Raw genomic sequence first — 22,384 nt, 5'->3', positions numbered from 1 at the left:
ATGAGCAAAGTCATCGAGTGGGAGGATTTAACCTTCCCTGAGCGTGTTGCTCTTAAGTCAAAGTCCACGAAATCGTTTCTCAACTTCACGCGGTTATGGTTCGAGCTGGTACAGGGTGATCGTCTGCTGGTTAACTGGCATCACCGCCTGATGGCATCCAAAATTGATGATTTGATAGCCGGTCGCCTTAATCCCCGCAACCTGATTATCAACATCCCGCCAGGCGGCACCAAAACAGAATTCTTCTCCATCCACTTCCCGGCCTATGTTAACGCGCTGGTGCAGGAAGGAAGATTGAAACGCTTCCGCAACCTTAATATCTCGTTTGCTGACACGCTGGTTAAGCGTAACTCTCGCCGCACCCGCGACATCATCGCCAGCAAAGAGTATCAGGAGCTGTGGCCGTGCGGCTTCGGCGTCAACCAGGCGGAAGAGTGGGAAATAATCGACACCAAAGCCCGCTCAACCGGCCAGACGATATCCCGCTCAAGCAACGGACAGATTACGGGTGGTCGTGGTGGCTATTACGGCGAGCTGTTCTCCGGCGTTGTGATGCTGGATGACTACAACAAGCCTGTCGATATGCTCAGTGAGTCGCGCCGCAATAGCGCCAACACGCTGCTGGTTAACACCATCCGATCACGTCGTGGTGATAAGTCGAAAGAGCATCCTACGCCATTCGTGAGCATCCAGCAGCGACTGCACACTGACGACGCCACAGGGTTCATGATGTCTGGTGGCATGGGGGTTAAATTCCACCATGTAGCTATCCCGGCACTCATTACCGAAAAGTACATTGCATCACTGGCTGAACCATGGCGCTCATTGTGCTGGGAAACAGTAAAAGATACAGAATCAGTCGAATACCTCGGCGAACGCTACTGGTCATACTGGCCGCAGATGGAAGATGTTAACGACCTCATCCAGCTGTGGGAAAAGGATCGCTATACCTTCCTGTCTCAATACCAGCAAAACCCGATGGCGCTCACTGGTGGCATTATCGAAACGGACTGGTTCCAGACCTACACCACACTGCCAAAACTGCAGTATCGCGCTGTCTATGTTGATACCAACAGCGGCAAGGTAGAGGACTGGCTCGACTACACCGTATTCACCCTGGTCGGTATGGGTGTTGATGGCAATCTCTACATCATTGATGTGGTGCGTGGCCGCTGGGACCCTGAAGACCTGCTGAAGAAAGCGGAAGAGCTTTGGGAACGCTGGCGCATGGCTGGCTCTGTTCGCATGATGCCAATGCGTCATATGGCTATCGAAGAGAAACAGGCCGGGCAAGGTCTGATTACCACGCTAAAGAAACGCAGCGCCACACCCGGCCAGATGAGCATCCCGGTTAAAGAAATTCCTCGCGGCACCGGCCAGAACAAACTGGTTCGCTGCCTGAACGTTATCCCACAGATTAAGACCGGCAAAGTATACGTACCCGCCACGCACAATCATGACGGTGCGGCGATTATGCACGTCTATTACGAGGACGGAACGATTGCCGGGACAACATCATGGGTGCTGACTGCCATGACCGAATGTGCTGCATTCTCTGCTGATGACAGCCACGACAATGACGACATTCTGGACACATGGATGGATGCCATTGACGACAACCTTATTTCCGGTCGCCAGCCAATGGTCATCGACCCGAACCAACTCAGGAGAATTTAAGTGTGGCCGTTTAAAAAGAAAACTGTTGCCGCGCCTGAGCCGGTGAAACAGCCTGAAAAGCTTCAGATGAAGATTAGCGCGGAGGCGGTGGCGGCTATTCTGCCAAAGCCGCCGAGGGAGTTTCAGCGCTATGAGCCGCCGAAAGGCGTCATTCCGTCCGCGATTGAGAAAGCCATCCTTGCGATGGACTCAACCGACTACACTGCCATGAATGATGCCTACGCGATGGGATATGGCTACGGAAATCTCGACAGCTTTCCCGGCTACCCCTATCTGGCAATGATGGCTCAGAAGCCTGAATACCGGAAGATGGTCGGAATCATTGCAGAGAAAATGACCAGTAAGTGGATCAAGCTGAAAACGGTGGGTGATGACGATAAGTCAGACCGCGTTAAGCAGATCATGGATGCGCTGGAGCGGTACGAGGTGCGCGACAAGTTCCGTGAAGCAGCGGAGCATGACGGGTACTTTGGCGGCGGTCAGATTTACATCGATGTGCAGACGTCGAAAAACGTTTCAGCTTGGACTGACGACACTGAGCTGCAGTCGAAGCTTTTCATCAGCAACAAGAAAATCACCAAAGGCAGCCTGAAAGGTTTCCGGGTGATTGAGCCTGTCTGGACATATCCGGGAGTGTATAACGCTCAGAACCCGTTAAGTCCTGACTTCTACAAGCCGACCGAATGGTTTGTGATGGGCAAGACGGTGCACGCCAGCCGCATGATTGACTTCGTTTCCCGGCAGGTTCCTGACCTGCTGAAAGCGTCATACAACTTTCGTGGATTATCACTTACGCAGATTGCAGAGCCATACGTTAATAACTGGCTCAGGACGCGCGATAGTGTCAGTGACATGATCCACTCATTCAGCGTCCCTGTAATTGGCACCAACATGGGGGCTATTCTGCAAGGCGGTGGGGCTGAAACATTAATCTCCCGACTGCAGCTGTTCAATCAGTGCCGTGATAATCGCGGTGCATTCGCAGCAGATAACAACCCTCAGCAGCCAGAAACAGTGGAATTCGTTAATGCCCCGCTTGGTACGCTGGACTCTCTGCAGGCTCAGGCACAGGAGCAGACAGCTTCCGTAGCAGGCATCCCACTGGTATTCCTGCTGGGCATCACCCCGAACGGCCTGAATGCTTCATCAGACGGCGAGATTAAAGTCTTTTACGACTACATCCATTCGCTGCAGCAGGCAATGTTTAAGCTAAACCTGAAGCGCGCTCTGGACGTCATTCAGCTATCTGAATTTGGCGCTATCGACCCGGATATCTACTTCGAATTCGAGCCGCTCTACGAGATGAGCGCGAAGGAGAAAGCAGAGATTCGTAAAATCGATGCTGATACCGATGCGGTGTATGTCACTGCCGGCGCTTTGTCGAATAACGAGATTCGCGAGAAGATCGCCGACGACCCTGACAGCCCTTATCACTCACTGGACTTAAGCGATGACCTCGACATCGAAGATGACTATGACGAAGAAGAGGAAGCCGAGCCAGAAGACGATAAGGCCAGTGCGGCCTAATGCTGGCGTCGAAGCCTGGTATCGTAAGCAGCTTGATAATCAGGTTAGTGCGATGCAGAAGTCAGTTGTTTACTGGCTGGCTGCAAACTACAAAGCCAGCGGCGCGGTGGTGGCAATGGACGCATCCCCGGCGATATTCATGCGTGATGCTATGCGTAAGCTGGCAAAGCGCTGGACTAAAGCCTTTGACGGTATAGCGCATAAGCTGGCTGCTCGGTTCGCAGGTGACGCGCTGAAAAACTCAGATGTTTCGTTATACAACGCGCTTGAAACAGCGGGATTCACGGTAGAGTTCAAAATGACCGCGCCGATGAACAACGCACTACAGGCGACCATTGCCGAAAACGTCGGGCTGATCCGTAGCATTCCTGAACAGTATTTTACTCAGGTGCAGACTCTGGTAATGCAGTCGGTTACCCGTGGTCGTGACCTTGGCGCGCTGACGGACGAATTAGAAAGGCGATACGGCATCACCCGCCGCCGTGCCGCGCTGATTGCACGTGACCAGAACAACAAGGCCACATCAGTAATGCAGGCCGCAAGACAGCAGTCATTAGGCATCACACAAGGCATATGGCGACACTCTCACGCAGGTAAAGAACCTCGGAAATCACACGTCAAGGCTGATGGAAAGGTGTTCGATCTGAGTAAGGGGATGTATCTGGATGATAAATGGGTGATGCCTGGTGAAGAGATTAACTGCCGTTGTACGTGGTCACCAGTGATACCCGGACTTAATTAATCGGAAGCAAACATGACAATCGAACGGTTAGCGTTTGACCGCGCATCCGTGCGCAGTTTTGATGGTAACGGTCGGCTTCAGGTAAAGGTCAGCAACATTAGCAAGGCGAACGTCTGCCCGTACTATGGGCGAGAAATTCCAAATCATGAAAAGCTGGGGTTAGATCCTGACAAGATATACCGGCTCTGGCGCCACCCTGATGAACTGAAGAAAGCCGCACCCACATTCAACAATATCCCGCTCCTCTGTATTCACACCCCCGATTTCCCTGGTGATCCGCCGCGTCAATATCGTGTTGGCACGACTCATTCAGGTTGTGAGTTTGTACACCCGTTCCTGCAAAACGGGCTGTCTATTTGGGATAACTCAGCCATCGCAGGGATTGAGACTGAAGAGCAAGAAGAACTGTCTTCGTCGTACCAATACGTCGCTGACATGACACCCGGCACTACCCCGGATGGTGAAGTCTATGACGGCATCATGCGGGACATGGTCGGGAACCACGTAGCGCTGGTAGAAACAGGCCGCGCAGGAAGCGACGTATTGGTCGCAGATTCACTACCCCCGGAGTTAAAACACATGAGCAAACGCAAAGCTGCGGCTATTCGCGCCACGCTGAAGCCGTTACTGGCGCAGGACGCGGATTTGGAAGCTGAAGTGCGCAAGGCGCTTCTGGCACTCGATGAAGCTGACAAGGAAGACGAGAAAGACAAGAAGCCAGCCGAAGACGAGGATGACGACGACAAGGACGATGACAAGAAAAAGAAAACCGCCGACGACGCTGATGAAGATGACGACAGCGACGACGACAAAAAGAAAAAAACAGCTGATGACGAAGACGATGAGGATGACAAGAAAGACGAAAAAGTCTCCAAAACCGCGATGGACTCAGCTATTCGGTTAGCTCAGGACGGCGCCCGCAAGCAGGCCGCTAAAGACTTCCGCGCCGTTCGTCAGGCCGAGCAGGACGTCAAGCCACTGGTAGGCGATCTGGTAGCTATGGATTCCGCTGATGATGTTTATCGCACCGCGCTTGAACAGGCTGATGTGGATATCAAAGGCGTACACCCTTCAGCCTATCCGGCAATGGTTCGCATGGCTATCAGCCAGAAAGCAAATTCACGTCCTGTTATTGCTCAGGATTCCGCTTCCGTCAGCGACTTCGAGAAAGCTTATCCGACCGCTGGCAAACTGAAACGAGGTTTCTAACATGGCAGGTTTTCAGAGTGTAATTAACCAATATCCAGCACCGGGTATTGAGGGTGGCTTTGCAAGCACCAATCAGCACGCAACCTTTCTCGCTGGCGAAGCTGCACTGATAGCAGGCGCAGGCGGCGTAACCATTGGCCGCTTCGCATGGGCTGTTAACGGCGTTGTCACCAATGCTGGTACAGGCGCGCCATCTGGCTTTGTGCATCGCGACGGTCAGGCGGTAATCACCGACTGGCTTGGCGCCGCATCAAACGTCATTCAGCAAGGCCGTGAAATCACGCTGATGACTGCTGGTGACTTCTGGGCGCGCACCTCCACCGCTGCAACGCGTGGTCAGAAAATCTTTGCGTCACTGACTACTGGTCAGGTTCAGACCGGCGCAGCAGGCGCAACCATTGCCGGTTACGCAGAAACCCCATTCTCTGCTGGCAGCGTTGCTGAAGCAGGCGAACTGGTCAAAATCAGCACCTGGAGCAAGTAATGAACGAATTTCAGAAACATTACGCCGCAGCAAGCGGCAAGTACGGCATTGTGCTGCGAGGTGCTGAGAAAGCTCAGTACCTGAATCCTGAATTTGCAGAAAACTTCGCACTGGCGATGGATGCTCAGCCAACTATGGTTACCACCGGTAGCTCCGGCATCCCTGCATTCTTCACCAACTACGTTGATCCTGAGCTGATCCGTGTTCTGGTCACGCCGATGAAGGCTGCGCAGATTTATGGCGAAGTTAAAAAAGGCGACTGGACCACGCTCACCGCGCAATTCCCGATCGTTGAGTCAGCGGGTGAAGTCAGCTCCTACGGTGACTACAACAACAACGGCATGGTTAGCGCCAACGTTAACTGGGTGCCTCGTCAGTCCTACCACTATCAAACCCACACCCGCTGGGGTGAGCGTGAGTTAGATATGTATGGCGCTGCCCGCATCGGTTATGCCGCCGAGCTGAATGTGGCGTCGGCTCTGGTGCTGAATAAGTTCCAGAACAAGTCATATTTCTATGGCATTGCTGGCCTGCAGAACTATGGCGCGCTGAACGATCCAAATCTTCAGCCATCTGTGACCCCTGCTGCAACCGGAACTGGCAGCGCTGTGACGTGGGATTCCAAAGATGGTCAGGCAGTTTATGACGATATCTCTGGCCGCCTGTGGAAACAACTGGTCGCTCAGACAAAAGGTCTGGTGGAGCGCACTGACAAGCTGAAGTTAGGCCTGTCACCAGTGGCAGAAGTAAATCTGACCAAAACGAATATGTATAACGTGAACGTCGCCGATCTGCTGAAGAAAAACTTCCCGAACCTGACCATTGAAACGGCTATTGAATACTCAACGACTGCCGGTGAGATGGTTCAGCTGATTGCCGAACGCCTGGGTGAGCAAGACACTACTTATGCAGCGTTCACCGAGAAGATGCGCGCCCACGCTGTTGTTACCGAAGAATCTTCCTGGAAGCAGAAAAAATCAGGCGGCACCTGGGGAACCATCATTCGTCAACCGCTGGCAATTGCCAGCATGCTGGGAGTTTAAGAAATGGCTGAAGTTGTAACCGTAGGATGCAAGCTGCCAAATGGCCTGCTGATTGATGTGGGTGGAAAAATCACCCACCTGCAGGGCGCCAACTCTTCCAACGTGATCGGCGGCTATGGTCTGACCGAAAGTGTTGATAAAGAATATTTTGAAGCGTGGCTGAAGGAGCATGCAGATCAGCCATATGTCAAAAATGAGCTGGTTTTTGCGCAAGCCAAAACAAACAGCGCTCAGTCTAAAGCAACTGAAAATGCCAGCGTGAAAACCGGCCTTGAAGGTTTGCCACAAGACAAGCCTGTTGAAGGTGTCGTGAAAGACGAAGAAGCCATGAAGGCTAAGGGTTAACAGATGGCTATCGTTGTTTTTGATGTTGCCGCGTTCCGCGAGCGTTACCCGGAATTCGACACGGTAAGTAACTCGCTGCTGAATGCGTACTTCGTTGAGGCAACGGTCTATCTGAATAACACCGATACCAGCCCGGTAACAGATATTGCTGTCCGGGCGGTATACCTGAATATGCTTGTCGCTCACCTCACCGCGCTCAACTCTGGCGTAGGCGGGCAAAAGCCAACCGGGTTAGTTGGGCGGGTAGCGAGTGCTTCGGAAGGATCAGTGTCGGTGTCTCTGGATGCCGGGCCATCTGGCGCTGCTTCGTGGTGGTATATGCAAACACCTTACGGAGCAGCGTACTGGCAGGCAACATTGCCATACCGGACGATTCGCTACCTGCCTGGCGCCTCACCTTCAATGTACCCATATCACTACAACCGCAGAGCAAATTACCGGAGGTAGCTATATGACAACATTTTCAGGCGGTGAAGCTTTAGAGCAGAAACTTGCTGAAATTGCTGAAAAGCTTGGCGAGGGGAAAACGCTGCGCGTTGGTTTTCTCGAAGGGGCCACTTATCCAGACAACACTTCGGTGCCAATGGTGGCCGCAGCCAACGAATTCGGTGACCCGGCCATGAACCGACCGCCACGGCCATTTTTCCGCAACATGATCGCCGACAAGTCGCCTGAGTGGGGTGATGACATTGGAAAAATTGCTATAGCTGTGAATTACGATGCTTCAGCACTTTTTTCATTAATGGGTGAGCGCATAAAAGATCAGTTGCAAGGCTCCATTCGAGAACTTACCGACCCACCATTGTCGCCATACACAATCAAGAAAAAAGGATTCGATAAGCCCCTGATTGAAACCAGCCACATGCTTAACAGCGTCGATTATGACGTTAAGGACGGCGTATGAACCTGCGCGGCATAGCAAACTCCGTCACTCGGGCCATTAACCCGAACGTGCCCGGCGTGTTTCAGATCAGCACTGGTTACACCACTCTCCCAAGTGGAAAGCCGTCGCCGTCACATAACTCTGTCGATGTTGAGGTGCAGTTTCAGGAATTATCAAGCACTGACCTGCGCCAGGTGGATGCAATGAACATTCAGGGCATTTTGCGATCTGCTTACCTGAACGGGAATTTCAACGGTGTTAATCGTCCTGAGCAAAAAGGCGGGGATATTCTCATTGTTAATAATCAGCAATGGCTGGTCGTAAAGGTGGCTGAGTTATGGCCTGACTGGTGCCGAGTGATCGTGAATCTCCAGAGGTCCACATGAGTGCATCGGTAAGCATTATTCAGGATGACCTTACAGCCGCCTTGCGCGGTTTTTTGTTATCCATTGTTGACACCGATGAAGTGGTTCTCGGACAGCAAAACGGCGTTTCTATGCCTGCTGCTGATAACTTCATCGTGATGACTCCCCTTGGTCAGATAGGACTTTCAACCAACCGGGTTCAGTACGATGACAACGGCATTGCCGGGGAAGGCAAGCAGCTTACGCAGCGTAGCACCCAGTGGCCTTGCCAGATTGATTGCTACGGCGAAAAGGCGTCAGCTTATGCCTCAATCATTGGCACATTAATCCGCTCTGATCATGCCTGTGAGTGGTTTAAAGAGTATGGGCCAGTGCTTACCCCTCTTTACTGCTCTGACCCACGCCAGACGGCAATGATTAACGGTGAGCAGCAGTATGAAGACCGATGGACTCTCGATTTTATCGGCCAGTTTAATCCTGTCGTAACCACACCTCGCGACTTCATGGACAACATCACTGTTGGCGTCATCGCCGCAGACTTAAAATACCCACCGGAGAATGCATAAATGGCAATCCCATTACGTAAAGACGTGCAGATCAATCCGGGAGTTCTGCCAGCTGGCGGCTCCGCTTTGGATCTGAATGGACTTATCCTCACCGATAGCGCGTATGCTCCGGTAGGAAGTGTTATCACCTTCACATCTGATGATGATGTGGCGGCGTATTTCGGCAGTGCTTCTGTTGAGTTCAGCATGGCAGAAATTTACTTTGCCGGTTACGATAATTCGAGCAAAACGCCGGGGGCGCTGTTGTTTGGCCGCTTCAGCACCGAATCAGCATCCGCCTGGTTACGCTCTGGATCAATGGCATCCACAACCCTTGAGCAGCTGAAACTGCTTAGTGGCGTTCTGACGATTACCATTGATGGCACGGCGGTAACATCTGCCAGTATTGATTTAAGTGGTGCCACAAGTTTTGCGGCGGCGGCAGACCTGATTGAAACAGGTATCGGCGATGATGTTACTGTCGAATACAACACAACACAGAAAGCGTTTATCGTCACCGCAGTTAGTTCCGGCGCAAACAGTACTATCGGTTACGCCAGCGGCACGCTGTCAGCTGGTCTGAAACTCACCGCGGCTAATGGTGCAATTCTTTCTCAGGGTTCAGCTGTATCAGTCGTAACTGATGCCATGCAATCCCTGCTGAATTCCTCGCAAAACTGGGCGATTTTCACTACGGCATTTATCTGTGATGAAGCTCAACACCTCGCCTTCTCTTCGTGGGTTAACAGCCAGAATTTCCGGTTCGGGTATGTGGCGGCCACCAATGAAGAATCGGCGTTGGTTAACGGTTCAACTGAAACGCTTACCTATAAGATCATTGAGACGTATGGCTATGCGAATGTTGTGCCTGTGCATGGTAGCCAGACGCAGGCGGCAGCGGCACTCGGCTATGCGGCGGCATTAGACTTTGAACGGCAGGAAGGTCGGGTAACTTTCAAATTCCGGTCATTGTCCGGCCTTCTGGCAACGGTCACATCATCCCCTGACTATGATGCGCTTATTGCCAATGGGTACAACTTCTACGGGGCTTACTCTGCCAATAATTACGATACGAAATATTGGGCTGACGGCACAATTACCGGTGATTTCAAATGGTTTGACTCGTTCTGCTTCCAAATTTGGTTGAATGCCAATCTGTCACAGGACGCTATCGAACTGTTTAAGTCAAACCGCTCCATTCCGTACAACGCGACCGGCAAGGCGATCATTGAGACGTCGTTCTCCGATACGCTGAATCAGGGGATTGTATTTGGCGGCATCCGTACCGGCGTCACCCTGTCCAGCGCACAAATATCAGAGATTAAGAACGCGGTAGGCTCTGACATCTCCGCATCGCTGGTTGCCAAAGGTTATTACCTGTATATCGCAGATGGCACACCAACGCAGCGGCAGGAGCGCACAAGTCCAAGCATGACTCTGTGGTATTGCGACGGCGGCAGCGTTCAGAAAATTAACTTAGCCAGCATCGAGGTGCAGTGATGTCCAATACAATTACAAGCGCTGATTCCATCTTCACGCTGTCGGTAACAAACCTGTTCCCTAACGCTCAGACGCTTGAGGGCTATGCTGCTGACGCCATGTTCGCCATGGGTGATACGGAAATGGCACAGGCGGTGCGTGGTGCGGATGGCAAGCTGTCTGCTGGCTTCGTATTTGGTGAATATCTCCAGACTATTACCATTATGCCGGACAGCCCGAGCTGGCCGATGTTCGAAACGTGGATCTTGACATCTGCCACGGCAAAAGCAGTTTTTCGCTGCAACGCAACAATCATCCTTCCCGCGACCGCTAAAAAGTACACTCTGACAAACGGCGTGCTGCAACGTGTTAAGGCTATGCCTGACGCACAGCGAGTATTGCAGGCCGGAACATTCCAGATCAACTGGGAGTCTGTGACTCCAGAAGCCTACAACGCATAAGGTCGGTTATGGCACGTAAAGAAATCTACTTCAAAATCGAAGCTAAAGGGCGCGATACCGGAAAGGTTTTCCACCTCAAAGAAATGTCAGCCACCGCTGCGGAGTGGTGGGCTATTCGCGCTGGTATGGCGATGGCAAAGAACGGTGTAAATCTGCCTGACAATTTCACTGAAATGGGAATGGCTGGCATGGCAAAAGCTGGGCTGGAGATGGTCGCCAAAATCCCGCCAGAAGATGCTAAACCGCTGCTTGATGAGCTGATGAAGTGTGTTCAGGCCGTCCCGAATCCTGATAATCAGGCCATCACGCGCAGCCTTATTGACGATGACACCGAAGAAGTGGCAACACGCCTTAAGCTTCGCGCCGAAGTCTTTAAATTGCACGTCGATTTTTTCACAGCCGCCTCCCTTTAGACATTCCCCCAGTCATGAATGACACGGTTCATGGTCTGGCTGATTATGTCAACATGCCGAAAACCATAGCGACCGTGCTTTCCTCAGGTAAATGCTCATTAACCGAGCTAAGCACAACGCTGGGCGTTGAGGATTTGTGGTGGTGGCTTGAGATTATCACCGTGGATAATTACAACCAGATGGTCATCAACAAAGCAAGAGAGGCCCACTGATGGCAGGCACAATTATCGATGCATTAGTGGTCACGCTTGGCCTCGACTCGTCCGGCTTCAAAAAAGGTAAAAAGGAAGTCGGCGAGGGTCTGGTTGAGACCAGAAAGGGCGCTGATCAGACAGCGAAAGATATGGAAGCCGCAGGTAAAAGAGCGGCTTCTTTCTTTGGTTCAATCCGCACTGAGTTGCTGGCGCTGGTTGGCGTAACCCTGTCTGCTCAGGGCATCAAGACGTTCATCACCAGCATGACATCCGATCTGATGCGATTGGGCATTCAGTCAAGAGCGCTGGATATTTCAGCTAAGTCGCTTGATGGATGGGAGAGAGCGGCTGCGGCTGCTGGTTCCAGTGCTGAGAAAATTACCGGCAATCTCCAGTCATTCCAGAATGTACTGACGCAGATTAGAACTGGCGGCGGTCAGGACGATCCGCTTTTCGATGCTCTGGCAAGTTTCGGCGCAGCAACTGGCGCTAATTTCGATTATCAGAATGATAATTCTGAAACGATCATGCGCAAGATTGCTGAGAACTGGAACAAGCTCAATAAAGATGCTCAGCGAAGATTCGGCGGTATGCTGGGGTTTGATAACCCCACACAGCAAGCTTTAAGTGATGGCAGCCTGATCCGCGATGCTGATCATTTTGCTCAAATCTCTAAAGCAACCGATGGTGCCACCAAAAAAGCATTGGATTTCAATCGCCGCCTTGAAGAGATGAAGCAGAATTTTTCTGCTGCTACACAGGTTTTGTATGAATCCCTTATTCCGTACATTGAAAAACTAATCCCCTTAATTGAAAAAATTGGCATCTGGATATCTTCGCATGGGCCAGAAATAAGCAAATTCTTTACGGACTCCGCCGCAGAAGTAAGCAAGGTAGTTGATGCCGTGGGGGGGTGGCAAAATGCATTAACAGTTCTTGCTGCTTTTGTTGCCGGAAGTTGGGCGTTAAGGATTATCTCGGCAGTTGGCCGTGTTGGTAAAGCATTTGGGCCATTACTGATCGCCATGGCCGCAGTCAGCGCCTGGGATAAGCTTGGCAGCGCTGATGAAGAAGCCAAAAAATCCGGCATGAGTACGGGCGAGTATCTTGTTAAGAAAATGCAAGATAAGCAGCGCGAAAATGAAACATCGGGAACAACTATTGGGGATAAAATCCTTAAGTGGTGGCACGGCATATCAGGGACGGGTGGTTCTGATAACGTATACACCGCTTACGGTACTTCTGCCCCCAGAGGCATTCGCAATAATAATCCCGGCAACCTCAATTACGCGGGGCAAGCTGGCGCCACTAAAGAGGGCGGAAACAACGGCCGATTTGCTGTCTTCCAGACTATGCAGGATGGGGTGGCCGCGCTTCACCGTCAGTTAAAGCTCTACTTTAACCGTGGAATCGATACGATTGAGGAAGTGGTTAACAAATATGCCCCCGCCAGTGACAACAACAATGTTGAGTCCTATATCCGGCAGCTCGTCGGGGCTACCGGGAAAGGCGCTAACGAACAGCTATCAGCAGACGACAATGACACCATATTCAAGCTAATCAAAGGCATCATTAACCATGAGAATGGCAAAAATGCCGATGGCAGCGGGTATGTGGCGGATCAGGATATCTTGAGTGGCATCCAAGTTGGCGCAACCTCAACGGCAATGCGGCAACAGGCAATGCAGCTGCAACAGGTGCAGGGTAATAAAACAGATATCCATATTGGCGAGGTTAATATGCAAACTTCAGCCAGTAACACCAATGCACTTGGGGCTGATCTTCAACGCAACGTGCAGCGGAACAGGCTGATTACACCTTCAATGTCTGGGCAGGGGGGATAATGTCATTTTCATTGAATGAAACAACGCTATTGAGCGCAATCAGTAGTGGGAATATCTTTTCGATAATTAACAGCATCCTCAGCCCAAGTTACGGAATTTATCTAAAAAGCGGAGCCAAGGCGATTTCCCCTTCTTCCTTTTTAGGAATCGAGTATGGCACTGATTCATCGGTTGTTTCATCCCCTATTGAAGGCGGATCTTACAATTCCTTCAATAAGGTTAAGCGTCCATCGGTAATAAGAGTTCTTTTCACTCTGGAGGGATGGACTGGTCAGAGTGGATCTATCCCGAACCTGACGAATTTTACTCTCACAAGCCGCACCGACATGCTCGGTGCGCTTGATGCAATGGTGAATAGCGCAAAAACCTATGATATCGAAACGCCAGACACTACCTATGAAGATTATGACTTGGTTCGTTATAACTACCGGACTTCAAGTCAAGAAGTAACGTTGCTAACTGTCGAAGCTATATTTGAAGCTATTCTTCAGGAGGCCGAAGTTACGCTAACGAGTACCAACGCTGCCAATAGCCCAACGTCAAACTCGACGACAAAAGCGACGAGTGCCGTAACTGAAAAAGCAAACTCCACCGCATCTAATTCAACATTGGATGATGTTAAAGGAGCGCTGACCGGCCTCAAAGATTCCGTATCAAGCGCGGCGACCACCGTCGCAACATCGGTTACATCAGCAGTTAGCAATGTTTCATCTGGCGCCACAAGCGCGATCAATGGTGCGGCCACGTCCGCCATTAACAATCTCTCTTCAACTGTTAAAGAGTTGGTTGCGGGGCTTAGCTGATGCAAAATATCTCATTAAAACCATGGAAGGCTCAGGAGGTCAGCATTACTCTTGACGGTCAGGCGATAACTCTACGTATTGTGCAGAGGTCTACAGGGCTTTACATGGATATCGGTATAGATAATTTGTGGATAGCTCAGGGCGTCCTTTGTCTTAATTGCAACAAGATTATCCGTTATCCATATCTTAAATTTAACGGTGAGCTTTTCTTCGCTGACACTAAAGGAAGCTTAGATCCTGTCTATGACGAGCTTGGAAGCCGTTTCAAGCTGTTCTACGCAACTGCTGAAGAGATGGCTGTATGACCTATAAAAAACGAATGCTTAAATTCCAGTTTACCCTTAAAGAGGGAAGTTTTGATAAATCTGGCAACGACACGCTGACGTTGGATAATTTTAAGGCAGAGATTGAAATAGGAGCTTACGGCGGCATTGCAGGAACAAACACTGAGTGCAAGATTTACGGACTCAGCATAGATAATATGGCGTCGCTCAGCTACAAGGGAATTCAGTACAACGGATCGAAGCAGCACATGATGAAAGTATGGGCGGATGACAAGCCCATATTTATTGGTTCAATTACGAGCTGTTTTTCAGATCTCAATCAGATGCCGGATGCACCTCTCATTATCAGTGCATTCTCTACAGGATTTGACCAGTCGATCACGGCCCCGCCTTTCAGTCGTGAAGGCATCGCAAGTGTGGCGGAAATCATCCAGTCAATCGCTGCATCCATCGGTTATGTGGTAGTTAATAACGGTGTAAGCGAGAAAGTAGAAAACCCCTATTTCGTGGGCGATCCAATTTCTCAGATTCATCAGGTTGCCGAATTGGCCGGAATAAACATCGACTTCAGGCTGGGGGCCATCTATATCTGGCCGCAAGCTGGCAATGTTGATGACACAGTTCCACTCATTTCTCCTGAAACCGGGCTTCTCGGCTATCCAATTTTCACTCGTACCGGAATAACATTTCAATGCGTTTACAGCGATCTGATATTGCGCGGAAGGAAAATCCAACTGGATACGTCCTTGCCAAACGGTAGTGGCGTTTACACCATCCAGTCTGCGGTCCATCATCTATCCTCCTGGACCGAGGGCGGACCATGGTCAACCATAGTTTATGCGTCAATCGGTCAGCTTACAGTGAGGCAATAATGAATCTTTTCACAACTCGACCGGAAGACACGACAGCAGACGCTAATGCACAAAATCACCTGATGCGTCAGTTCCTTATGGGGCAAGCCTTTATCACGCTAGCTGTTGTTACTAAGGCGGACGATAATGGTGAAGTGGTGTCAGTTAAGCCAATAGTTGACGGGTTTACCGGCAACGGCGACCGAATCACGAATGAACCCATACACGGCGTTCCGGTGTGGAGGCTACAACGCGGAGCAAGCGCGGTTATGATGCCACCAATCGCTGGAGATATTGGGCTGATAGCCATGTGCGATCGCGATATCACTGCGGTGAAAAAGACCAAAGATTCAGCTCTTCCAGGCTCTAACCGCACACACAGTTACTCAGATGCGATTTATCTTGGTGGGGTTTTGAACGCTGAACCAAGTCAGTTCGTTAAGTTTTCAAACGATGGCATTGATATAGTTTCACCACTGTTAGTAAGTATCCATGCGCCATCAGTTGAAGTTAACGCTCAGCAGGCATTCACTGTAAACGCTGCCAGCATTGTGTTAAATGGTCCAGTCAACCAAGGTGCAGGAAGTTACTCCGGCGACTTCCAATTTGCAGGCAATATAACTGCGCAGGGAGAAGTGACAGGCAAAGGGGTTAAACTTTCAACACATGTTCATGGTGGTGTAGAATCAGGAAGCTCAACCACACAAGGACCACAGTGATGAAGAAAGCAAAGTTAATTGTGGCTGTCATTTTGTATGTATCAGCCATGCCGGCATTACATGCAGCAGACGCAGATCTCCCAATTAAGTGTGATCACGGTGTATTAGCTGAAATATATGCAGCAAAAGCATCCAAGTTTAAGTTAAACGGTTCTACATCTTCCTATCAAAAAGCCAGGGATGCCGCTAAGGAGCATGGCGCTGAATTGGGCTACCCGGATTATGGTGTGGATAGCATGATCGAAGCAGGGGTGGAGGATGTAAAAATCAAAGATAGCATTACTCAAAGATTAGCCAGTTTGGATACAAGCGGCATGGTTATCTCGCCACTTGTACAAGATTGCCTCAAAAAGCCAGAAAATTACATTCGCAATTACAATCCATAAAACAGACCCACCATTAGGTGGGTTTGTTGGTGTCAAAGCTGTCTATATGAACAGTAACAGCTTTTTCATCAAGGATTTTATATAGTTCTTTCTCATTCAGGCCCGTAATGTCGACTCTTGTATCGCCTTTTCTTAAAGAAATTCCTTTTCCATTTCTGGCCCGAATCCATGCGATGACGATAGCTGCAACTGAATAACATACGTCCTTGTTTTGTATAAATTCAAAGATATAACCTATAACGTTATCTCCATTCCCTCCGCCAGATGCAGAATCAAAAGTTAGCGCTCTGACGCTCATTTTTCTTGACTCTTGAGGAATGATTTTTTCTATATAAGGCATCATATCTTTGCCGACAGACTTAGAGAGGCGAATCGTGAAAACTGATTTAGTCATAACGTTTGGTGGCTCCTTCCTTAAACGGGTAAAAGCAATATGGTTGTTGTCAGGCACCATATGTGCTTTGTTCTTTTATCGGCAAGCAACGATCACATTAGAAGATGTAGATTTATTGGAGTCGATAAAGAAGGTTTAACACTAAACCTCTGAATTAATAATCCTGATATTTGATCAGTAGCCCGCCATGGCGCGGGTTTTTTATTGCCCGGAGTAAATATGCTCACCAAATCACTATTGCTAAATACAGACGCCTGGGATATCGGGCTGGATGACACTGGAAACCTTGCGATCACCAGCAACCCCTTTGCTGTGGCTCAGGACGTCGCCTGCGCCTGCTCAACGTTCCTCGGTGAAGCCTGGTATGACACTACTCTCGGCATCCCATATTACGAACGCATTCTCGGACACTGGCCGGGCACCCAGCTAATCAACACAAAGATGCAGTCTGAGGCTAAAAAGCTCCTATACGTTCAGGACGCATTCTGCACCGTCACGGTTGGCAAGCAATCGCGGGCAGCGTCTGGCGTCATGACCATCACCGACACAAACAGCATCCAATCCACGGTTCAATTCTGAGGTAAATAATGGCTGAAGTAACAGTAACCACAGCCGTTCCGTCAGTCACGTTTTCAGATATCGGTGTTTCTGTGCCGGATGAGGTAGATATCCTCAACGGGCGGCTTTCCGATCTGGATGTTGCCACTGGTGGCGGAATGAGTAAAAGCCTGACAACTCCTCAGGGTCAGATTGCCATGAGTGACACGGCGATCATTGCAGACAAAAACGATAGCCTCGCACTCCTGGCTAATCAGGTTAACCCCGATTACGCATCCGGCCGCATGCAAGACGCCATCGGGCAAATTTACTTTATTGATCGCATTCCGGCCATAGGAACCACGGTAACAGCAACCTGCACCGGGCTTGTTGGCACAATTATCCCGGCAAACAGCATTGCTCAGGATGACAGCGGGTTCCTGTATTACTCTCTTGCGTCTGCGACTATCCCGGCAACCGGATCTGTTAATGTTGTTTTCCAGAATCAGGCAACGGGCGCCATCGCCTGTCCTATTGGCGCATTAAACACCATTTACCGTGCTATTACTGGCTGGTCAGGCATCACAAACCAGACCGCTGGAGTGTTAGGAAATGAAGTTGAAGGGCGCGCAAATTTTGAGTATCGGCGCAAGCAATCTGTCGCCGGGAACGCCAAAAATCAACTGGGTTCAATTTATGCGAATGTTTTAGCAGTGTCTGGCGTGACTGATGCCTATGTGACGCAGAACAACACAGCTGAAACAGTAAATAAGGGCTTCACTAACTTTCCCTTACCAGCTCATTCACTCTATGTGGCTGTATATGGTGGCACGCAGGAAGAGATCGCAAATGCAATATTCCAGAAGCTCCCACCCGGCCCGCCAATGGTTGGAAACAACAGCTACACGGTTTACGACGAAGATCACTATGTCCAGCCATACCCGGATTACGAAATTAAATGGCAAACGCCAACTGCTATAAACCTGCATGTCAAAGTCGAACTTGCAGACAATAATTTCATGCCAAGCGATATTGTTGATCAAGTCAAAGATTCGGTTATTGCAGCATTCAATGGTGAAGATGGTGGCACAAGGGCAAGAATCGGGTCAGTGATTTATGCTGGTCGTTATTACGCAGGGGTTACTTCAATTAACCCTGAAAATGTCGATATTTATGGCATTACGTTAAGTAAAGATGGTGTGACATATTTAACCTCGGCCTCATTTGGTATTGATGAGGTTCCTACGCTTGACAGGGCTAACATACAGGTGACGTTAACATGATAAATGTTGCTGACACCATCCTCACGCAATACGCAGAAAGTCCAAAGCTGAAGTCAATAATTTATTCATTTAATGAGGCTATTGGCGCTGAAGGGTTTATTGATGATTTTTATGACATGATTTGGAACATTAACACTGCGGGCACTTATGGTCTGGATGTATGGGGAAAGATTGTAGTCGTAAGCAGAATGTTGACGTTGACTGAAAATAAAATCGTTTTTGGTTATAGTGAGGCTTTATCGACTCCTGCCACAATTGATGATCCACAGCCTTTTAACCAGGCTCCCTTTCATAGCGGCGACAACCTTACATCTACCGTAAATCTGACAAATGATGTTTACAGAAAATTAATAATGATGAAGGCCGCAGCGAATATTTCTGATTGCACAATCCCCAACCTGAACATGCTCCTTAGCTATATGTTTGGTGACAGGGGGCGGTGCTACGTGAGAAGCGACGGGCCTATGGTTATGAGCTATGTATTCGAGTTTCTACTTAGCGAGTCAGATCTTGCAATAGTGCAAAGCTCTGGAGCGCTTCCGGCACCGGTCGGAGTGACCGTAAACATCGTCCAGCAGGTATAAAAAATGAATTCATCGGACAGCCCATCAAGAATTACAAAAGCTTTTGGTGTTAGTGGAAATAAAAATACAATTCCGACTGATGCAACAACGGAAACATTAGCTGGCGGCATTGCTACTTTTGAAAGTGGGTTCCCCCCTTTAACAATGACACCTATTAGCGCAGGAGGTAAGCCGCCATCTGGTAAAGATGTGAATGGTATTCTTTACTCCGTGACGCTCCAGCAGCAGTGGCAGAATGCTGGGATGACTTATGCGTTTAATAATTCATTTGCATCTGCAATCGGCGGTTACCCCAAAGGTGCTATTATTCCAAGCTCTGTATATACGGGGCAGTGGTTGAATCTCTCTGAGGATAATTCGGCATCCCCTGAATCATCATCTGGAGCATCAACTGGCTGGGTTCCGATTAATAATTACGGCACAACAATTATTTCAGGCTTGACCAATGCAAGCATAACGCTTTCATCCCTTCAGGCTGCTAAAGAAAGAATTACACTGAATGGAACATTGACAGCGAATATCAATATTTTATTCCCTGCATGGGTTAAATCATGGGTCGTTCAAAACAACACTACGGGTAACTTTAATATTACCTGTAAAACCGCATCAGGTTCAGGCGTAACCGTCATGCCTGGTATGGTTTCAAGGCTTTACTGTGACGGTGCAAATATCACTGATGAGACATTAAGCGCTAATAATGATATGACCGGCGCAGTTATGCCGTTTGCGATGAATGTGGCGCCGACTGGCTGGTTGGCATGTAACTCTGATGCAGTAAGCCGAATCACCTACGCCCGCCTATTTGCCAGAATAGGTACGCTATACGGGGCAGGTGATGGTTTAACTACATTCAACCTGCCAGATATGAGAGGTGAGTTTGTCCGGGGGGGGGATGGTGGGCGAGGTGTAGACACTGGTCGAGTATTTGGATCTGCGCAGGAAGGCGCAATCCAGTCACACATCCACACCGGCACAACCAATGGCGGCGGCGGACACACCCACACAGCGACCACAGCAAGCGCGGGCGCCCACACGCACACTGTTTCAGGTACGGCTGCCAGTGCAGGCGCGCATACCCACGCATACACCGCGTGGGCGCAAGGCTACGGCGGTAACCGGTTCTCTATGGATGATGTGCTGTTTGGGGCTTATACCAACAATACCGCCTCCGCAGGCGCGCATACGCATACCGTTTCCGGTACGGCTGCCAGCGCAGGCGCGCACACGCACACAATTACTGTTGCCTCAGTAGCAGATCACACACATTCATTCACCACTAATGCAACAGGCGAAACAGAAACCCGTCCTCGCAACATCGCGATGCTTTACTGCATAAAATACTGAGGTAAAAATGGCTCTGTCAGATACTACACAGGCAAAGAAATATGCATCTGTGGCAGAAGTCGCGGCCGCACAAGCTAAAGAAGCAGTTGTCGAGGCTCTAAAAGCTCCTGTTTATGCGGATGAGGCTAAGCAGTATGCAGAGCAGGCATTACAATCATCCTCTGAAGCTGGTGAGTATTCAACACAGGCGGGAATAAGTGTTGCTTTATCATCCGAAAATGCAAATATTGCTAAGGAATCCGCAGAAAGCGCTGCGTCTTCAGCGAAAAATGCGCAGAATATGGCCGACGCAAAAACTTATTACATAACTGAATCTGACCCAACTGGAACAATAGCTGGTTTAGCAGGAACTCAAAGTGGTGATGGTTTTCGTGTGGCTCAGGGAGTAGATAGCAATGAATCATTTAGATATTATGTAAATGATAACGGAGAGGCTGTTGAGAAAGCTAGTCAGGTAGGAACGGCGTTAGTTGAAGCTACGAAAATATTAGCTAACGATGTTGACAGACGAACCAATGGAGTGCAAAGCCAGAAAAAATCCAAATATCCTTTCGAGATACTGGACGGGAAAGGGAAGGTAGCTCTTTATATTGATAATACAGGGAAGCTTAATTCTCCCGGCGGGGCTTACCTTGCAACATTAGATATTTCAGTACTCAATTCTCCAGAATTAGTCACAAATTTGGCTACTATACAGAAACTGGTTACTAACCTTTCTCTGGCGATTGGCTTGAATGTGTTTAGCCCTAAGAAAAACTCCAGATATGCATATTCCGTAACAGACACCAATGGCAGAGTTTCTCAGGGTGTTCTTCTTGATGGCACTATGGAATATATGGGGTTGCCACTTAGTCAGCAGATAGGACAGATCAAAAACGATTTCTTTTTTATCGGCGACTCAATTACGGCTTTCACCGAGACAACATCGAACGATTACAACAGCACTAATCGCGATCAGGCTCCTGCGGTCTGCGCGCAGGGATGGCCGGTATGGGGAGAAATGCTAAGTCAGGGGCGCATTCTCAAAACGGGCATCTCAGCAACCGGAGGGTTCAGGGCTGACCAGATACTGGCAACGCATGTGCCGGTAGCAGTCGCGGCAAAGCCGAAATTTTGCGTGGTGCTGGCAGGGCGCAACAACATCGTACAGATTGACAGTTACACATATGAGCAGACAATCAAATCGATGGCATCTATCTACCTGACGCTTCGCAAGGCTGGTATCACGCCTGTGTGCTGCTCTATGTCAGCACAAAGCGGCAACACTGATGCGCAAAACACCATGCGCTATAAGCTCAATGAGTGGATTCGGGCTTACGCGGAGAAATACAGCCTGCCCTTTGTTGATATGCACAAGGCAACTACTGATCCTTTGACCGGTGAATGGTATTCAGGATGGAATTATGACGCATCCCATCCTACAGCTATCGGTGCGAAGGCAATGGGGCAGGCTCTTGTTGATGTGATGTCCCTTTGGGTTGGTGGCACTTCGCCAAGAATGGCTGAAAGCAATACCACGCCAGCAACCAGCACTAATTTGATTACCAACCCCCTTTTTATTACCACCTCCGCAACTAACGTCCCGGAATCTTGGGACGTTGGCACAGCTGGAGTAGTGACGCTGGAAAGTAACGCTGCAGTAAAAGGATCAGTGCTTCATCTGGTCAGCGCCAATGGAACAAATCAGGCAAGCCGCAGCCAGACAATTGCGGTTACGCCGGGTGACGTCATGGAATTCAGCATGAAATTTAAAGCTGGCACAGAGACGGTTAATAACGCCTGGGTGCATTACGCAGCAACGCCATTCGCTGGCGGTAATATTCTGGCGGGCATCAGGCTCTGGAAGGCTGTAACGGATTTTGGCACTTATAGCCAGAGGTTTACTGTCCCGGCAGGCGTAACTTCTGTCTTTGTGTCACTTTCAGGCTTTGACCTTAGCATCGGCCAGATCGGCCTGTTCAAAATTACGGGGATTTAAAATGCGCCTA

Annotated in this window: 26 protein-coding genes; 25 read left to right on the top strand and 1 reads right to left on the bottom strand. The window is 49.7% G+C overall.

What is annotated here, in order from left to right; all coding sequences use genetic code 11:
- The 20 genes from terL to N5923_RS23250 all read left to right on the top strand — a co-directional run bounded on the left by terL (position 1) and on the right by N5923_RS23250 (position 16,254).
- Entirely contained in the window at positions 1-1,677 is a 1,677-nt protein-coding gene (terL, locus tag N5923_RS23350; RefSeq protein WP_267144362.1) for a phage terminase large subunit, read from the top strand.
- Positions 1,678-3,204, top strand: a complete 1,527-nt coding sequence (locus N5923_RS23345) for a DUF1073 domain-containing protein (RefSeq protein WP_267144363.1) — start codon at positions 1,678-1,680, stop codon at positions 3,202-3,204.
- A 52-nt stretch (positions 3,205-3,256) separates the two neighbouring features.
- Positions 3,257-3,946 (top strand): phage head morphogenesis protein, encoded by a 690-nt coding sequence (locus N5923_RS23340; protein WP_267144364.1) that lies wholly within the window; start codon positions 3,257-3,259, stop codon positions 3,944-3,946.
- Positions 3,947-3,958: 12 nt separating this feature from the next.
- Positions 3,959-5,155, top strand: a complete 1,197-nt coding sequence (locus N5923_RS23335; RefSeq protein ID WP_267144365.1) for a DUF2213 domain-containing protein — start codon at positions 3,959-3,961, stop codon at positions 5,153-5,155.
- A gap of 1 nt (position 5,156) precedes the next feature.
- Positions 5,157-5,639 carry a structural cement protein Gp24 gene (locus tag N5923_RS23330; protein ID WP_267144366.1) on the top strand — a complete coding sequence of 161 codons (483 nt, stop codon included), beginning with the start codon at positions 5,157-5,159 and terminating at the stop codon, positions 5,637-5,639.
- Positions 5,639-6,682, top strand: coding sequence for a DUF2184 domain-containing protein (locus tag N5923_RS23325; protein ID WP_267144367.1), 1,044 nt, complete (start codon positions 5,639-5,641; stop codon positions 6,680-6,682). The genes N5923_RS23330 and N5923_RS23325 overlap by 1 nt, the downstream gene beginning before the upstream one ends.
- Positions 6,683-6,685: 3 nt before the next feature.
- Positions 6,686-7,027, top strand: coding sequence for a hypothetical protein (locus N5923_RS23320; protein ID WP_267144368.1), 342 nt, complete (start codon positions 6,686-6,688; stop codon positions 7,025-7,027).
- 3 nt (positions 7,028-7,030) lie between these two features.
- Entirely contained in the window at positions 7,031-7,474 is a 444-nt protein-coding gene (locus N5923_RS23315; protein WP_267144369.1) for a DUF4054 domain-containing protein, read from the top strand.
- A 4-nt stretch (positions 7,475-7,478) separates the two neighbouring features.
- Entirely contained in the window at positions 7,479-7,931 is a 453-nt protein-coding gene (locus N5923_RS23310) for a hypothetical protein (protein ID WP_267144370.1), read from the top strand.
- Positions 7,928-8,296, top strand: coding sequence for a hypothetical protein (locus N5923_RS23305; protein WP_267144371.1), 369 nt, complete (start codon positions 7,928-7,930; stop codon positions 8,294-8,296). Before N5923_RS23310 ends, N5923_RS23305 begins: the two co-directional genes overlap by 4 nt.
- Positions 8,293-8,841, top strand: coding sequence for a phage neck terminator protein (locus N5923_RS23300; RefSeq protein WP_267144372.1), 549 nt, complete (start codon positions 8,293-8,295; stop codon positions 8,839-8,841). The genes N5923_RS23305 and N5923_RS23300 overlap by 4 nt, the downstream gene beginning before the upstream one ends.
- A complete protein-coding gene (locus tag N5923_RS23295) occupies positions 8,842-10,320 on the top strand; it encodes a DUF3383 domain-containing protein (RefSeq protein WP_267144373.1) in 1,479 nt (492 codons plus the stop codon). It abuts the gene before it with no gap.
- Positions 10,320-10,760, top strand: a complete 441-nt coding sequence (locus N5923_RS23290; protein ID WP_267144374.1) for a phage tail fiber protein — start codon at positions 10,320-10,322, stop codon at positions 10,758-10,760. Before N5923_RS23295 ends, N5923_RS23290 begins: the two co-directional genes overlap by 1 nt.
- 8 nt (positions 10,761-10,768) lie before the next feature.
- Positions 10,769-11,173 carry a hypothetical protein gene (locus N5923_RS23285; RefSeq protein WP_267144375.1) on the top strand — a complete coding sequence of 135 codons (405 nt, stop codon included), beginning with the start codon at positions 10,769-10,771 and terminating at the stop codon, positions 11,171-11,173.
- A 211-nt stretch (positions 11,174-11,384) separates the two neighbouring features.
- Entirely contained in the window at positions 11,385-13,211 is a 1,827-nt protein-coding gene (locus N5923_RS23275; RefSeq protein WP_267144377.1) for a hypothetical protein, read from the top strand.
- Complete coding sequence (locus N5923_RS23270) at positions 13,211-14,014, top strand: hypothetical protein (RefSeq protein ID WP_267144378.1); 804 nt, start codon at positions 13,211-13,213, stop codon at positions 14,012-14,014. The genes N5923_RS23275 and N5923_RS23270 overlap by 1 nt, the downstream gene beginning before the upstream one ends.
- Positions 14,014-14,319, top strand: a complete 306-nt coding sequence (locus N5923_RS23265; protein WP_267144379.1) for a phage baseplate plug family protein — start codon at positions 14,014-14,016, stop codon at positions 14,317-14,319. The genes N5923_RS23270 and N5923_RS23265 overlap by 1 nt, the downstream gene beginning before the upstream one ends.
- A complete protein-coding gene (locus tag N5923_RS23260; protein ID WP_267144380.1) occupies positions 14,316-15,170 on the top strand; it encodes a hypothetical protein in 855 nt (284 codons plus the stop codon). The genes N5923_RS23265 and N5923_RS23260 overlap by 4 nt, the downstream gene beginning before the upstream one ends.
- A complete protein-coding gene (locus tag N5923_RS23255) occupies positions 15,170-15,868 on the top strand; it encodes a Gp138 family membrane-puncturing spike protein (RefSeq protein ID WP_267144381.1) in 699 nt (232 codons plus the stop codon). Before N5923_RS23260 ends, N5923_RS23255 begins: the two co-directional genes overlap by 1 nt.
- Positions 15,868-16,254, top strand: coding sequence for a hypothetical protein (locus N5923_RS23250; protein WP_267144382.1), 387 nt, complete (start codon positions 15,868-15,870; stop codon positions 16,252-16,254). The genes N5923_RS23255 and N5923_RS23250 overlap by 1 nt, the downstream gene beginning before the upstream one ends.
- Before the next feature lie 13 nt (positions 16,255-16,267).
- Here the strand turns inward: N5923_RS23250 and N5923_RS23245 are convergent, their stop codons facing one another.
- Positions 16,268-16,648, bottom strand: coding sequence for a hypothetical protein (locus N5923_RS23245; protein WP_267144383.1), 381 nt, complete (start codon positions 16,646-16,648; stop codon positions 16,268-16,270).
- A 219-nt stretch (positions 16,649-16,867) separates the two neighbouring features.
- On the opposite strand from N5923_RS23245, the gene N5923_RS23240 reads away from it, so the two are divergent.
- From N5923_RS23240 to N5923_RS23220, 5 genes are read left to right on the top strand one after another with little or no spacing between them, the layout of a single operon-like run.
- Positions 16,868-17,227, top strand: a complete 360-nt coding sequence (locus N5923_RS23240; RefSeq protein ID WP_267144384.1) for a hypothetical protein — start codon at positions 16,868-16,870, stop codon at positions 17,225-17,227.
- Positions 17,228-17,235: 8 nt separating this feature from the next.
- Positions 17,236-18,468, top strand: coding sequence for a baseplate J/gp47 family protein (locus N5923_RS23235; protein WP_267144385.1), 1,233 nt, complete (start codon positions 17,236-17,238; stop codon positions 18,466-18,468).
- Positions 18,465-19,052, top strand: coding sequence for a DUF2612 domain-containing protein (locus N5923_RS23230; RefSeq protein ID WP_267144386.1), 588 nt, complete (start codon positions 18,465-18,467; stop codon positions 19,050-19,052). Before N5923_RS23235 ends, N5923_RS23230 begins: the two co-directional genes overlap by 4 nt.
- 3 nt (positions 19,053-19,055) lie before the next feature.
- Positions 19,056-20,396, top strand: coding sequence for a phage tail protein (locus N5923_RS23225; RefSeq protein WP_267144387.1), 1,341 nt, complete (start codon positions 19,056-19,058; stop codon positions 20,394-20,396).
- Between the two features lie 7 nt (positions 20,397-20,403).
- Positions 20,404-22,374, top strand: a complete 1,971-nt coding sequence (locus tag N5923_RS23220; protein ID WP_267144388.1) for a GDSL-type esterase/lipase family protein — start codon at positions 20,404-20,406, stop codon at positions 22,372-22,374.
- Positions 22,375-22,384 lie beyond the last annotated feature (10 nt).

The sequence above is a fragment of the Winslowiella arboricola genome (assembly GCF_025527015.1).
Taxonomy (GTDB): Bacteria; Pseudomonadota; Gammaproteobacteria; order Enterobacterales; family Enterobacteriaceae; genus Erwinia; species Erwinia arboricola.
This window is presented reverse-complemented; position numbering and strand designations above follow the sequence as displayed.